This is a genomic window from Streptomyces sp. NPDC051913 (genome assembly GCF_044593635.1).
Classification (GTDB): Bacteria; Actinomycetota; Actinomycetes; order Streptomycetales; family Streptomycetaceae; genus Streptomyces.
The window spans coordinates 105,409-120,040 of sequence record NZ_JBIUCI010000025.1; the positions used below are offsets into that span (position 1 = coordinate 105,409).

The following is a 14,632-nucleotide window of genomic DNA, read 5'->3' on the forward strand; positions in this document are numbered from 1 at the left end:
CCTGCGAGGACGGCTGCAAGACTGTAAACCACATGTCGCGAGGTTGGTGTCATGGCAGACAACATCACGTGACACTTCTGGATCCGGCCGAGTGCCACACTGCAGACACATGCCTGGCGAGTGCTGTCGCGGTGTCTGCTCCGGGAGATCACCGTTTTCCCGGGCCGGATCACCTGCCGGTACTGCCACGGCGGAGAGCGCTCCGCCCGGCTCTTCCCCGGCTCACGGCCCGAGGGCCTCCGCCTTGGCCCGCATCTCCGCGGCGCGGGCGATGCGCAGGCCGGTGAAGAGTTCGGCGGCCGCCAGCCAGCAGGTCCGGGCCTCCTCTGTGGCTCCGCGCCGCTGGTGGACGATGGCTAGGTTGTCGAGTGTCTCGGCCTGGTTATAGACGTCGAGGGTCTCCTCGAAGAGGCACAGCGCCTTCTTGAGGTCGTCCAGCGCGGCGTCGAGGTCGTCCAGGCCGAGCCGGGCGACGCCGAGAGTGCCCCAGGCCATCGCTTCGAAGCGGCGCTCCCCGGTGACCCGCGAGACGGGCAGCGCCTCCTCGCACAGCGCAACCGCCTCCTGATGTTCACCCATGTCCGACACCTTGAAGGAGAGCTCCAGAAGGGCCCGGGCCAGTTCGTCCGGCTGCCCGAGGGTGCGGGCGATCGTCAGGGCAGTGCGCGCGTGGGTCAGGGCCTCGCCGTGGCGCCCGAGTTGGCTGCACACCCAGGCGGCGCGCCGTTCGGCGCCGGTGCGGTGCTCCGCGGGGAGCCGGGACAGGTAGGGGAGACGTGTCTCGAGCAGCCCGCCGGTCTCGTCGCCGCGTCCGGTCTCGATGAGGGCGCGGATCAGGTTGTGGCTGCTGCGTTCGACGGCGACGGGGTCGTCGAGTTCGAGGGCCGCGTCGAGGGCGATGCGCGTGGCGGCGATCTCCTCCGGCCAGCGTCCCGTGGCCTCGTTGTAGGACACCCACTCCAGCGCGACGTGGATCCGGCGGCGCAGCAGCCGCGAGTCGTCCACGGCACGCAGGGCGGCGGCCGCGGTCTGCTCCTCCTGGCGGTACCAGTCGAAGGCGTCCGCCCGGTTGCCGATCGTCACGTGGACCGCTCCCGCCGCCGGGTCGTCGGGGAGGCCGGAGCGGAACTGCTGCATCACGTACAGGTTGGCGCTCTTGGCGTTGTGGTGCAGGTAGCTGAGCAGGCGGTCCAGGGCGCCGAGACGGTCGTCGTCATGCCGTTCCGCGAGTTCGGCGCCGTAGGCGCGAACCAGGTCGTGCAGGACGTAACGGCCCTCGGCGTCCCGGGAGAGCAGGCTGGCCGTGACCAGTTCGCGAAGGTGCCCGCGCGCCTGCGTCATGGGGAGGCCGGCGAGGGAGGCCGCCGCGTGAGCGGAAGCGGCCGAGCCGGGGTGGAGGGACAGATACCGGAAGAACCGGGCCGTGTCCGGGCCGAGTGCGCGGTAGGACCGGGAGAAGACGGCGCGGACATCGACACTGCGGTCGTCGGCGGACAGCGCGTCCAGCCGGGGCCGGGCCTCCCGCAGTTCGGCGACGGCGACCCGCAGTGGGAGATGGGGTTCGGCACCGAGCTGGGCGCCGACGACCGCCACCGCCAGCGGCAGGTGACCGCACAGCCGGACCAGTTCCGCTGCGGCCTCGGGCTCCGCCGCACACCGTTCGGCGCCGATCCTGGCGGCCAGCGCGGCGAGGGACTCCTGGGGCGTCCACACGTCGAGGCTGACCGGTGTGGCGCCGTCGGCGGCGGCCAGGCCGAGGAGCTGGTTGCGTGACGTGACGATGGTCAGGCACCCCGGGGCCCCGGGCAGCAGCGGTCTGACCTGTTCGGCGTCCCGGGCGTTGTCGAGCACCACGACGAGTCTGAGCGACGCGGCCCGCTCGCGGAACAGGGCGCCGCGCTGCTCGGTCTCCGACGGGATGTCGGTACTGGGGACTCCGAGCCCCCGCAGGAAGACACCGAGGGCGTCGCCCGGGCCCAGCGGTTTGCCGGAGTCGTCGAAGCCACGCAGATTGACGTAGAGCTGGCCGTCGGCGAACCGCTCGGACATCTGATGCGCCCAGTGCACGGCGAGGGCGGTCTTGCCGACACCTGCCATTCCGCCGATGGAGGATATGACCACGTGGCCGCCCCGGGCGGCCGCGCGGTCCTCGAGAGCGCGCAGCTGGGCCAGCACGCCTTCACGGCCTCGGAACACCGCGAGATCGGGCGGCAGTTGCCGGGGAACCGGCCGGGTGCCCGGTCGGGCCGCTGCCACCAGGCGCCGCCGCTGCTCCTCGTCCACGTCGAGGGCGTCCATCAGCTCACTGAGTGTGGTCTGCCGCGGCAGGCTCTTGCCGCGTTCCATGTCGCTGATGGCCCGGACGCTGACGCCCGAGGCCTCGGCCAGGTTCTCCAGGGTGAGCAGTGCTCTCTGTCGTGCCTCACGCAGCAGCGGACCGAACACGTTCCTCTCCACCGTCCACCCCCTGTTCGATCTCCGCGCAAGCCTCTCACGAGGCGCTTTGGTGCCGCGCACCGCGGGCAGCGCCAAACTGCATGTCAACTGCCTGGCCGAGCGGACCCCTGTCCGGTGGGATGACGGAAGGCCAGGAGAACGCCCCCGCCCACCCGGTGGGGGCCGTTCGACGCAGTGAAACAGGGGTCACCATGAACGCAGCCGCCGGGGCCGTCTCGCTCAGGGAATCGGCACCGCAGCACCCTGTGTCACGTCGGGCACCGCTCGCCGTCGCCGCGGTCCGCGGCCGGTCGGCCGCGGACCGTCTCGTCGGCCGCGACGACGAACTAAGGGCCTTGGAGACGTTCCTGCGGCAGGGCCTCGTCGGCGGGGCCGCGCGGACGGTGTACGGGACAGCGGGTGCCGGCAAGTCGGAGCTGTTGGAAGCCGGTGTCGAGGCCGCGGCCGGCGCGGGCCTGCGCGTGCTGCGCTGCGCCGGTGTACGGGGCGCCGGTCCGGGCCCCCGCGCGGGGCTGCTGCAACTGATGTGGCCGCTTCTGGACGGCCCTCCCCCGGCCTGCGGGCCGGGTCCGCTGCGGGACCTGGAGGCGCTGCTGCTCGACAACGCACCCGGTGCCGGCGGGACTCCCCTGCCCTTCTTGGTGCTCGGCGCGCTGGAGTCGGCCGCGGCCGACCGGCCGCTGCTGCTCGCCGTGGACGACTTCGACGCGCTCGACGCCGCCAGCGCGGACGTGCTGGCCTTTGTGGCGCGGCGGACGGCAGGACGGCCGCTGGCGGTGCTGATAGCCGCGCGCCCCGATGCCGGACGCCGGGCGCTGCTGACCGGCCTGCCCGAGCTGCCGCTCGGCCCGCTGTCCCTGGCGAACTCCGCCGAACTGCTGGCCCTTCGGCGTCCGGGCTGCGATGTACTGGCCGAGCGGGAACTGCTGGCGACCGCGGCCGGAAACCCCTTGGCGCTGCTCGAACTCCCGGCGCGGACCTGGGAGTCGGTGCCCGACCTGCCCCCGTCCTCCGACCGGCTGGCTGCCGCGCTGGCCCCGGGTGCCGCGCTGCTTCCGGCGGGCACCCGCGACCTGCTGCTGGTGGCGGCCCTCCACCCGCACGGCGAGCTGCCGCTTTTGATGTCGGCCGCGGCCCGGATCGGGAGTATCGCACCGGGATTTGAGGCGGTGGAGCGGGCTGAGCGCGAAGGGCTGGTGGTGTGCGAGGGGGCAGGGTTGCGGTTCACCCATCCCGCCGCGGCCGGAGCTGTGGTGCACGGCGTCGGCCCGGCCCGCTGCCGCGCCGCACACGCGGCTCTGGCCGAGGTGATGGAACGGGACCGGGTACGCCGCGCGTGGCACTCGGCCCAGGCGGCGGAGGGAGCGGACGCGGGGCTGGCTGCCGCGCTGGAGGCGGTGTACGGCGACGTGCTGGAGCGGGGTGAACCGGTGATGGCCGTCCGCATGCTGCGGCGCGCGGCGGACCTGTACGCGGCGCCCGAGGACCAGGGGCGCTGTGCGCTGCTGGCCGCGCTGCTCGCCCACGACCTCGGGTCGCGGCGCATGGCACGGATGCTGGCGCACCGGGCGCTGCGGCACCCGCTCGGACCGCTCGGCACCCTGTGCGCCCGGGCCCTGACGGGGCAGCAGGATGGCACCAGGGACGAGCGCCGCTCCTGGGCGGACCCGGCGGAGTGGCCCGTACCGGACAGCCCGCGCGAGGAGGAACACGCGCTGGAGCTGGCCTGGCTGACGGCGCCCGGGATCGTGGGCGACGCGGAGCGGTCCGAGGCGCTGCTCGCCTTCCTCGACAGGATGCCCCGGCGCGCGGAAGATCCCCGGCTGGTGCACGCCATGGCGACCGTGGGCGGCACGCGTCGCGCGGGGGCCGTCATTGCGCGGTTGTCCGTCGCCCCGGACCCGCACCTGGCCCCCGTACGCGACCTGGAGCGGCTGGGCGAGGCTGCCCTGCTGGCCGGGGCGGCGCTGCGGGCACTGGATCTCTTCCGGCAGGCGGAGCACCGGTGCCGTTCCCGCGGCCTGGACGAGCGGCTGCCTCAGCTGTGGCTCCGGCAGGGGCTGGCGCACCTGCTCATGGGCGACTGGGGCCAGGCCGGGCGGTCGTTCGCGCGCTGCGGCGGGGCGGCGCCGTCCCGCGGCCGGGACCCGCTCACGTCCGCCGCGATCCTGCTCGGACGCCTGGTGCGGGGGCTGCAGGCAGGCACGGTGCCTGTCGCCGACGCCATGGAACTGGCGGCTGCCCGGCGCTCGGTGCGGTTCGTCGACGACGTCGTGGCCGTCGCCACGGCCTGGGCGCGGGTGGAGGGCGGTGACTTCGCCGGTGGTCACGCCGGGCTTCTCACGCTCCTGACGGACCCGGACCGCGCCGCCGTCGCCCGGTACGCCCTGGTGCCCTTCGCGGAGGCGGCGGACGCGGTGGGAGCGGGCCGTGAGGCACGGGCGCTGCTGAGCCGGCTCGCCACCGAAGCGGAGGTGGATCGCTCCTCGTCGGCGGACGCGGTGGATCACTTCTCGCCGGTTGCGGCCGAACTGGCGGTGGCGCGGGCGGTGCTCTCCGGTGAGCAGGACACCGACGACCGCTACGGGTGTGCGTCCGCCATGGACCTGTCCCGACGGCCGTTCCTCGCCGCGTCGTTGCGGCTGGCCCACGGACGGCTGCTGCGGCGGCGGCGCGAGGTCACCGACTCCCGGGTTGCCCTGCGTCAGGCGGCGGCCGCCTTCACCGTGGCGGACGCGCGGGCGCGGGTGGCGCGCATCACCGCGGAGCTGCGCGCGGGCGGGGCGCGGACGGAGACCGCCACACCGGGCGGGGCCGGATCGGCGAGCGTCCATGACTTGCTCAGCGCGCAGGAGCTGCGGGTCGCCCGGCTCGCCGCGCGCGGCCTGTCCAACCGGGCCATCGGCGAGGAGCTGGGCCTGGCACCGCGCACCATCGGGGCGTACCTGTACCGCATCTTCCCCCGGTTGGGGGTGACCGCGCGTACTCAACTGGGCGCGGTGCTGCGGGAGGCACGCGACGACTGACGGGTGCGCGGTCCGCAGGGGACGGTGTTACGAGGGGGCGACGCGCTCGGCGAGCTGGGCGCGCGAGGTGATGCCCAGTTTCGGGAAGATCTGGTAGAGGTGCGAGGCCACCGTGCGCGGCGAGAGGCGCAGTTGCTCCGCGACGGCCCTGTTGGACAGGCCCCGTGCCGCCAGCCGGGCGATGGTCAACTGCTGCGGGGTCAGCAAGTCGGCGGCCGAGTCAAGGCCGTCGGCGACCTGCTCCGATCCGGTCTGCGCCAGACCGGTCGCCCTCAGCTCCGCGGCGGCCAGGTCGGCGCGGGAGACGGCTCCGAGCGAACGGAAGACTCGCTCGGCGGCGGCCAAGGGCTCCCGGGACTCCAGCAGCCGGCGTCGGCGCCGCAGCCGGGCGCCGAACGCGAACAACGTCATCGCGTACAGCAGCGGCCATTGCTCGGCTCCCTCACCGAGCACCCCGGCGTAGCGGGTCTCGGCCTCGCCGTCCTCGGCGAGCACGGCACGGGCGTAGGCGAGGACGCGTTCCGGTAGCGGAGCCAGACCGCCAGGGTTCCGGGCCCAGATCTGCTCGACGACAGTGGTGGCGTCGGCGCGCTCACCGGCCGGCCAGGCGGCCTCGGCCAGGAAGGCCAGCGCCCAGACCTGTTCGAACGCGTACGGCGCTGTCCGTTCGGTGAGCAGTGCGCGCAGTTGGGCGTACGCCTCGGCGTACCGTCCGGCGCCCGACGCCGCCACCGCCCGGGTCAGGGCGGCCAGGTCGAGGTGGCGGCTCTGGCCGAGGCGCAGGGCCGCCTCCTCGGTTTCCGTGGCACAGCGCAGTGCGCCTTCGGGCCGGTCGCACAGGGCGTGGAGGATGCCCTGCGCCCCGACGGCCCGTGCCGCCCAGTCGGCTTGTCCGGTCCGGTCGGCGATGAAGCGGCCCTCCTCCGCCAGGGCCAGGGCGGTGGACCACCGAGTGCCCAGCCACACCTCGCCCAGGGCGCGGGCCACCAGGAGGCGCGGCAACCGCCCGTGCCGTCCCTCGGCGCGGGCAGTCGTCTCCGCCCGTGCCAACAGTGGCGCGGCCCGCTGGAGTTCGCCGGTGAGGTGGGCGACCTGGCCGAGCAGCATCAGCTCCTCGGTGCCGGACGGCCGGGATGCGGCGGGCGGTGCCTCGAGGCTCGCGGCCGCCGGGTCGGTCAGGGCCAGTACGGCGAGGTCCCGGGCGTCCCAAGGGCGGGGGCGCAGGTCCCGGAAGGTATCGACGACCAGCTCCCGTTCGCGGCGTGCGGCCCGCTGCCACCAGCACCGGCCGGCGGCGGCGTGCAGCAGTTTCTGCGCAAGGAGGGGGTGGGCGGTGGCGACGGCGCGTGCTGCCGTGCACAGGTCGGCGACGCGCTCCCGGCCGACCGCGGCCTCGCCCGGGATCAGGTCGTGCAGCCACAGCGACTGGGCGCGGCCGACGGCACCGAGCCCGGCCGTTTCGACGCCCCGTGCGTACTGGCGGGCCTGCCGCTCCAGTCCGTGGTGGCAGGCGAGTTCGGCGGCGCGGGCCAGCCGGGAGGCGCCGGTCTCGGCGTCCGGGGAGAGGCGGGCGGCTCGCTCCAGCGCGGCCAGGGCCGGCAGCACGTCCGTCCCCGTGCGCGGCCCGGTGGCCAGGGCTTCCAGACGTGTGGCGAGTGCCGCGTCGGCGCGGGCCGTGCACTGGGCCGAGTGCCAGGCGGCGCGGGACGGGTCGGTGACGGTCCTGCCGAGCGCCGCGCCCCCGACTCCAGTGCGAGTACGGAGATGCGCAGCAGCGGGTCGAGGAACCGCAATGCGTGTTCCGGTTGGGGCTGGTCACGACGGTGGTCGAGGCCGCGGCCCTCTTCGGAGTCAGCCTCGCGCCGAGGAGCACCGTCCTGATCCGTGGCGCCCCCGCGTCCCGAGCTGCCGTTCTGCCACGCGGCGGTCTCCCCCTCCAGGCGCACTGTCCCGCGCGGTGTCATGCCTGGTGAGGAGGCCGCGCGCGAGAGCCTCCTTCAGTCCGGTTCGGGCCGCGTCGTCGTCGCCGGTCAGGCGGGCGGCTGCGGTCAGAACATCCTGGACGGCCGGTGAGGTGCTCAGCGCGCCGATGAGCAGCACGTCGCGCGCGGCCGGTGACATGCCTTCGAGGTCCCGTGCGTACGCCTGGGCAAGGCGGGGGGTGGCGGGCAGCGTGCCGAGGCCGGCTGTGTCGGGTGAGAGCGTGGCACTCAGCGAGAGTTCGGTGAGCGCGAGGGGATTGCCGCGCGCCACGCGTAGGACGAGTTCCTCCTCGGCGTAGGCCGTCACGCGTCCTGCCAGGGCGACGAGGCGGCGTGCCTCGGGGGCGGGCAGGGGCCCGAGCGTGGCTGTCCGGGCGTCGGGGGCGGGCTCCCCGGGCGCCGGGGCGGCCCGCTCAGTGATGATCATGCCGACGCCGGTCCCGGCGCAGAGCCGGGCCAGGGCGCGGAGAGTGTCCCGGCTCGCGGGATCGAGCAGGTCCATGTCTTCGACGCACAGCAGGACCGGTCCCTGGGCCAGCGTCAGCAGATCCCGGGCCGCAGTGGCCAGAGGGCCGGGAGCCGGTCCCCCACCGCCGAACGCTGCGCGCAGGGCGGCGCGCTGCACGGTCGGCAGGTCGGCGAGGCGGGGCAGAACGGAGCTGAGGAGGCCGTGCAACGCGGCGTACCGCACGGCACGTTCGCCGAGTGCGGGGGCCGTCTCCAGTACCGGCACGCCGCGTCCGGCCGCCGTGCGAGCGGCGAAGCGCAGGAGAGTCGTCTCCTGATGGCGCTATTTGAAAACGGCCACCCCCTGCTCGGGGGTGACCCCACACCTGCTCAGTGGATCTCCCCACCCATACGGCACCTGACCTGCGGACGGACGCCACAAGGGAGGGGCCGCCCGATAGTCAGCCAGGTCCAGGGACGGGGCGGACTGTCCAGGGTGGCCGAAGGCCATCGCGGAGCGACGCCGAAGGCGCCCTTGACCGGCCGGCACGGCCCGCACACTCCACGAGCGGGCGGCCCCGGCCGACAACGCGCGCCTCGCTCGTTGAAACTCCCCACTCCGTTGAACTCCGTACCGAGTGAGGCGAAGAGCGGACCTGGTGATTTTCAAGAATCCCCATCATCCCGGACCCTGGACCGCCGCTGATGTGGAGCACCCGGTGGCTGCCGTCGCCGTCGGCGCTCCCTTCGGGAAGGCCGGCCAGCAGATCGGTCACCAGTCGCCGTTCCGCCGCCCGGCCGACGGGCGCGGCGGCGTCAGACGCGGTGCGTGCGCTCACCTGTGTTCCTTTCCGGCTCCTCGGGCCGGCCCCGCGGCGGGCGGTGTCCCCTGCACACCGGAAGCGCGGGAAAGACTGTAACACCGGCGGTTTCGGGGACGGACGTCCGCCATGTCGGTCTCGTCCCGGCCGCCGGCTCGGAGCGCGAGGTGATGTCCAAAAGGGCAGAGGGCGACGGTCGCTTGAGGCCGGAGTCCGTTCCGTGGTCGAGCCTCGGCCCAATCGTCGGACTGATATCCGCCGGTCGGTGACCGGGGCCAGGTGGGCCTCCTACGCGTTCCGATCGTCGCCGGTTGCGGCGGAGTCGTCTCCTGCGGCCGCGTCACCACGTTCGTGTCGTGGAGGGCATCACCGTCACCCGGGCACCCCATGGGCAGGCGAGCACTGACACCCCGGTCGGACGCCAGGGGGTCTATGACCTCGTCGCCGCCTCCCTGTCTCGAGAGGCTCCCCAGGCCCCGCCGGGTCCAGCTGGATCAGCGGGAGCGCGGACCCTCCGAGACGGACTCCGTCCGCACGGCGGCGGGACTGCGCGGGCAGGACGTCGCCCGCCCCGGCGTGATCAGCGTGGAATGCCACCATCCGGCTTGCACGGGGCCGCGTCCGTGCCTCCGCCCTCATTCGTGCCCTGCGCCGCGACGACGACCAGAAGCGCTACCTCAACGACCTCGTACGACCTCGCGGGCCGCAGCGACCCATGTCCATGGCGCCGCCGGCCTGCACAGCGCATCGGGCCACAGATACGCCGTCCGCCGGACCAGCTCACGGAGATACTTGCGCTCGTCCTCGGTGAACGTCCGGCATCCGTGCCCGGAACACGTCGGCAGCGGCTCTCCACACCGATCTACCGGCGCTTCGCCCGGGCTCCGTGGCTGGGAGCACGACGCCCGGGGACGCGGTCGCGGCGTTACGCAACGGGATCGGAGCGACGTCTCAGAGGCCTGACCGCCGAGTCCGGCAGCTCTTCACACGGCGCACTGCGCATCCTCGCCTCATGGACCTCACACGTACCCTGTGACGAAGGCATCCGGGTCGCTGGTGACGGTGAGCGGGACGGCGTGGGGATCGGTAGGGCGGCGGTCGACGGAAAGGCTAAGTCCGCACCTACCGCGGCAGCCCGTTCCCGTTGGTACTAGGCCGATCGGGAGCGGGTGGGCGGCGCGACCCGCGAGATCCTCCTCATCCCGCGGTCTGGAGCTGCCTGCCGGACTCGACGCCGCCTTCCCCGTCAAGTACGGCCCGACGGTGGCTGACCGGTGTCATCCGCCGCAGGGGCCGAGGGAGCTGCTGATGTTCCGGAACGGTGAGCAGAGCTGCGATGCCAACCCCGGTGCGGTCCACAGGTATGTCCCGGAGTATCCGTTGTCGACGTAGAGACAACGGGATCGAGCCCGCTGCCGATGTCGCCGGTTCCAGGGAATTCTCCGCTTGGGCGTCCCGCCGCACTTTTCCTACCCGGCGCGCAGCCGCTGCGTACGCTCCATCAGTTCGGGACTGAACAGAGAGCTGACGGGCGCCATCATGTTGGCCACCTTGAGGAACGCCGTGCCCAGAACCGGGTCGATCGCCGCGGCCGCCCGGAACCTGCCGAGGTACGCGTTGACCTCTTCGTCCTGAGGCCCGCGCTCACCCTCGACCTCGGGAAACCGAAGGTCGCCGCCGACGGCGAGGGACCAGGGCTCGACCAGCATGGCCGCCGCCGCCTCGAAGAACCTCGACGCCAGGTTCTGCCGGCCGCCGCTCTCCAGCAGGGACCGCAGCAGTTCGGCTTCCATCACGGCCACCGTCATGCCCTGCCCGTAGATCGGATTGAAACTGCACAACGCGTCACCGACGACGAGGAATCCCTCGAGGTGGTGGTCGATCCTGTCGAAGTGGTGGAGCGTGCTATCGGGGTAGCGCATCTTGACGGCATCGTCCAAAGGAGTGCCGGAGCGAAGCACCTCGGCCGCGTCCCGCCCGTCCAGGCCCGAGGCGAACGCGAGCATGCCGGCGTCGTCCGTGGGGGGTTCCTCGCCCAGCAATCCGGCCAGCAGTACCGCGACCACATCGGCTTCCTGACGGATCACCACTCCGGCGCGGGGCTGCCCGGGATAGGGGACCACGGTCGTTCCGAGCTTCCCGTCCAGCAGATCGGGCTCTGCCTTGTAGTGGCGCGTGACGTAGACGACGTTCGTCGTGACGACCGTCCGGTCGGGCACCGGATAGCCGAAGTCGCGGAGCCAGGCCCGGGCACGGGAACCGCGGCCGGCCGCGTCCACGACCAGTTCCGCCGCAAGGGTTTCCTCTGCTTCCCCGGCACGCCGTATCCGCACCCCTGCCGCTCGGCCTTCGTCAACGAGCAGACCGTCAACCTGAGTACCTTCAGTGAGAGACACGTTGGGCAGTTCTCGGACCCGGGCACGGATCATTGCCTCGATCTGTGGCCTGCTCACGCCGAAGCCACGCAAGCCGGATTCGGCTTTCGCCATCCTGTGGCCGTCGAGGAACCAGGTGAAATCCGCCTGCCCGTCGCCGCTCGGGATTCCGGCTGTGGTCATGGCGTCGATGAAGCCGGGGAAGAGACCGTCCAATCCGACGGCACCGCGGGTGAGGAGTGCGTGAACCTGACGTCCCTGCGGCACACCACGGCGGGGCACCGTGTGCGCGGGAAAAGCATCCCGCTCCACAACGGTGACGTGATCGAACGAAGTGCTGAGTGCCCGTGCGGCCAGGAGACCGGCGACGCTGCCGCCGATGACGACAGTGTGACTGCCGGAAGTATTCGATTTGGTGTCCACGTCAGAGCCACGAAAGGGCGGAGGAATCTTGTTCAGCGGTCATCGAGTGACGTCACTCACGTCACTCTCCTGGGGTTTTTCAGAGTCGGGCCGGGTTGGTGAAACCCGGCCGGATCAGTCCACTGCGTTTTGCCGTCGCCAGAACCGGAGTTGTCTCGATCGAGGTGACGTGCTCCATTTCACCGATGCTGTCGGTGAGGAAGCGGTAGAGGGCGTCCAGGTCCGCGGTGGTCACCATCACCAGGAGGTTGGCGGGCCCGGTGGTCGCCGCTGTGAAGCGGACGGCGGGCTCGCGGCTGAGGCGTTCACCGGCAGCCTGGAGGGCGCTCGGCTTGACGGACAGCCACAGTTGGGCCTTGACGCTCAGTCCGAGCAGAGCCAGGTCGGTCTCGGTGACCAGTCGGATCGTCCCGTCGTCGAGCAGTACCTCCAGACGGCGACGGGCGGTGCGCGGGGTGGTGCCGGTCCGCTGGGCGAGGGTCGCGTAGTCCGTGCGGGCGTCCTCGGTCAGCGCCTGGATCAGCGCCGTGTCGGCGGCGGAGAGTTCGTCCGGCGGCCGTGAACTGAGGGGGAAGGGCCGCACCCCCAGTCGTTCCGTCTCCTCTTCGTCCAGCAGGCGCGAACCCCAGTTGAGAGAGGCGGGGAAGATTCGCAGCAGGGTGTGAGACGTCCAGCTGTGGACCGCGGCGGTGGCCGGCAGATCCTGCAGCAGCAGCCGGTTGCGTTCCTCCGCGCCCTCCAAGTGGACGAGGGTGCTGATCTCGTCACCGCCGCCGAGGATGTCGACCCACAGAGTGTCGGCCCGGCGGGCCAGGACGGAGGCGACCGTTCTGATGCGGTCGGGGCGGCAACGGATGCGCAGAGCCATCGGCACCAAGTGGGGGAAGCGGATCGGGTTGCGCTCGGCGGTGGCACGCAACGTGCCGTCGGCGAAGAGCGGACCGGCCCTGCGCACCACGGTGCGTTCGGACAGTCCCAGACTGTGGGCGATGCTTCGCCACGTGGCACGCGGCGAAGCGATGAGAGCCGCGGCGATCCGCCGATCCGTCTCGTCGAGGCTTTGGCGCATGATCGTCACTTTAACCGGCTCTGCTGACGTGATATCTGCGTTCTTTCAAGCTGTCCTGGCGCCATACCGTCACTCCTTCGAGGATGAGTCATATCGGACAAACCGGCGGACCCGCGCATCGTGTCCCGCCCGGCCGCCCCGCAACCCTGAAGGAAGACACTGTGACTCGCCTCGACATCCTCACCCTGTCCGGAAGTCTGCGCCGCGACTCGTTCAACACCGCCCTGCTACGGGAGGCCGAGCGCCTCAGCGCAGTCGATCGCTTCGATCACTTCGACGGCCTCGGCAGCCTTCCCCACTTCAACGAGGACGAGGAATACCCCACGCCGCCGGCCGTGGCCGAGCTGCGCCACCGCGTCCAGAACGCCGACGCGGTACTGATCGCCTCACCCGAGTACAACGCCTCTATACCGGGAGCGCTGAAGAACGCCCTCGACTGGCTCTCCCGCCCGGCCCAGGACGGCGGGCCCGTCCTGCAGCTCAAGCCGGTCGGCGTCATCGGGGCCTCACCTGGTCCCTTCGGCACGGTCCGAGCGCAGCTGGCCCTTCGTCAGGTCCTGCACAAGATAAACGCCCGTGTCGTGCAGCAGCCCGAGTTCCTCCTCTTCCAGGCCCACCAGCAGTTCGACGACGGCCGCCTCCCGGACGGCACACCGGCCCAGAAGCTGTTGAGTGAACTGCTCGACGCGCTCGCCCAACTCGCTTCGCAGCCACGGCAGTAGAAGGAGCGCGACGTGGAGATCGGTGCTCTCAACCAGCAGTCCGCGGTCCGGTCCCTCCAACTGGACGACGTCCGCCTGACCTACGTCGTTGACGGCGCCATGGCGATGCTGCCCGCGGCCTTCTTTCCTGACTTCGATCCTCGGTTCTGGAACGATCACCCGGAGGTGCTCGATGAGCAGGGGCGTCTCCCGATGTCCGCGGGGGGCCTGTTGGTCGAACGCGGAGGCCGCCGTTTGCTGATCGACGCCGGGCTGGGGCCGGTCAGCGGACCGATCCAGGTCTCCGGCGACACGGTGGGACTGAGCGACAGCGGCAGCCTCCTGGCGGTGCTGCGAACCCTCGGACACGCACCCGAGGACGTCGAAGCAGTCGCGTTCACCCACCTGCACGTCGACCACACCGGCTGGGCTTTCGCCCCCGAGAAGACGTTCCCCCGGGCCCGCTACCTCGTCGCGGCCGCCGAATGGGCCCCGCACACATGTGGCACACACGTCCCCGGCGCACCGGCAGTGGACACGCTCAGGCGCATAGGAGCGTCCCACACCCCCTTCGACGACGGCCAGGAGATCTTTCCCGGCGTCCGGGCACTGATGACACCGGGTCATTCCCCGGGGCACACCTCGTACGTCGTTTCCGCGGGACGGGAGCGGGTGGTCGTGTTCGGAGACGTGTTTCACACACCCGCTCAGATGACACACCCGGAGTGGCCCTCACGGCCCGACCTGGAGCACAGCGCGGTCACTGCCGCCCGGCAACGCATCGCGGGAGAACTGACACGACCGGGAACCATCGGTTTCGCATTCCACTTCGGTGACCAGGCGTTCGGGCGGATGACCGGCACCCGATGGACGCCGGTGCCCGCCCCGGCGATTCTTCCGGCGCCCAGGACCGTCTGAGGGCATAGATCGCCGATACTCGGCACCGATCCCGGGGCCGCGCTGGCGCTGCGCTTCGTCCGGCGCAACCTCACCACCCCCCGACCTGGGTGCCGCCGCAGTCACCGTGGCCTGCTGGGTCTCACGGTGCACGATGCACCGGGCCCAGTGCGGTCACCGCTTGGTCCACGATGACCGCCCTGCGGCACAAAGGTGCGGGCCGATTCGATGAACTGGGTGGGCAGTGCGCGGCCGCTCCTGGCGCCGCTGGTCGATCGCCGCCATGTGCTGCTACAAGCAAGGAGAAACCTCCAGGCTGATCTACCGGCCGCGGCGCCGCCGAAAGCACAAAGGCAAAGGGCGCGACAGCTTCTCCTGGCGCGACTACCGCGACCTGGCGGTGCGCGCGCACCTCCAGCTCAAGGCCCCGATCG

Annotated in this window: 8 protein-coding genes and 1 pseudogene; 4 read left to right on the forward strand and 5 right to left on the reverse strand. The window is 72.0% G+C overall.

The genetic code is table 11. The annotated features are described in order from the left end of the window. Window positions 1-222: 222 nt before the first annotated feature. Window positions 223-2,457 carry a tetratricopeptide repeat protein gene (locus tag ACIHIX_RS43500; RefSeq protein ID WP_399966144.1) on the reverse strand — a complete coding sequence of 745 codons (2,235 nt, stop codon included), beginning with the start codon at window positions 2,455-2,457 and terminating at the stop codon, window positions 223-225. Between the two features lie 191 nt (window positions 2,458-2,648). Here ACIHIX_RS43500 and ACIHIX_RS43505 point away from each other — a divergent pair, with 191 nt between their 5' ends. Continuing rightward, window positions 2,649-5,483: an AAA family ATPase gene (locus tag ACIHIX_RS43505; RefSeq protein ID WP_399966145.1), complete on the forward strand. Its 2,835-nt coding sequence runs from the start codon at window positions 2,649-2,651 to the stop codon at window positions 5,481-5,483. A 27-nt stretch (window positions 5,484-5,510) separates the two neighbouring features. On the opposite strand, the gene ACIHIX_RS43510 is transcribed toward ACIHIX_RS43505, so the two are convergent. From ACIHIX_RS43510 to ACIHIX_RS43525, 4 genes are all read right to left on the reverse strand, one after another. Continuing rightward, complete coding sequence (locus ACIHIX_RS43510; protein ID WP_399966146.1) at window positions 5,511-7,088, reverse strand: LuxR C-terminal-related transcriptional regulator; 1,578 nt, start codon at window positions 7,086-7,088, stop codon at window positions 5,511-5,513. Between the two features lie 246 nt (window positions 7,089-7,334). Continuing rightward, the gene (locus ACIHIX_RS43515) at window positions 7,335-8,198 is read right to left on the reverse strand and encodes a hypothetical protein (RefSeq protein ID WP_399966147.1); all 864 of its coding nucleotides are present in this window, start codon (window positions 8,196-8,198) and stop codon (window positions 7,335-7,337) included. A gap of 2,004 nt (window positions 8,199-10,202) precedes the next feature. Next, the gene (locus ACIHIX_RS43520) at window positions 10,203-11,531 is read right to left on the reverse strand and encodes an FAD-dependent monooxygenase (RefSeq protein ID WP_399966148.1); all 1,329 of its coding nucleotides are present in this window, start codon (window positions 11,529-11,531) and stop codon (window positions 10,203-10,205) included. A 79-nt stretch (window positions 11,532-11,610) separates the two neighbouring features. Further along, complete coding sequence (locus ACIHIX_RS43525; protein WP_399966149.1) at window positions 11,611-12,600, reverse strand: Lrp/AsnC family transcriptional regulator; 990 nt, start codon at window positions 12,598-12,600, stop codon at window positions 11,611-11,613. 161 nt (window positions 12,601-12,761) lie between these two features. On the opposite strand from ACIHIX_RS43525, the gene ACIHIX_RS43530 reads away from it, so the two are divergent. From ACIHIX_RS43530 to ACIHIX_RS43540, 3 genes and pseudogenes are all read left to right on the forward strand, one after another. Continuing rightward, entirely contained in the window at window positions 12,762-13,322 is a 561-nt protein-coding gene (locus ACIHIX_RS43530; RefSeq protein ID WP_399966150.1) for an NADPH-dependent FMN reductase, read from the forward strand. A gap of 12 nt (window positions 13,323-13,334) precedes the next feature. Continuing rightward, entirely contained in the window at window positions 13,335-14,219 is an 885-nt protein-coding gene (locus tag ACIHIX_RS43535) for an MBL fold metallo-hydrolase (protein WP_399966152.1), read from the forward strand. A gap of 262 nt (window positions 14,220-14,481) precedes the next feature. Next, window positions 14,482-14,632: pseudogene (locus ACIHIX_RS43540) on the forward strand (IS630 family transposase); the annotation flags it as partial.

What these genes read in the sequence shown, in the direction of transcription:
- ACIHIX_RS43525 (WP_399966149.1), bottom strand. Translation starts at nt 12,600, where the DNA reads ATGCGCCAAAGCCTCGACGAGACGGATCGGCGGATCGCCGCGGCTCTC.
- ACIHIX_RS43505 (WP_399966145.1), top strand. Translation starts at nt 2,649, where the DNA reads ATGAACGCAGCCGCCGGGGCCGTCTCGCTCAGGGAATCGGCACCGCAG.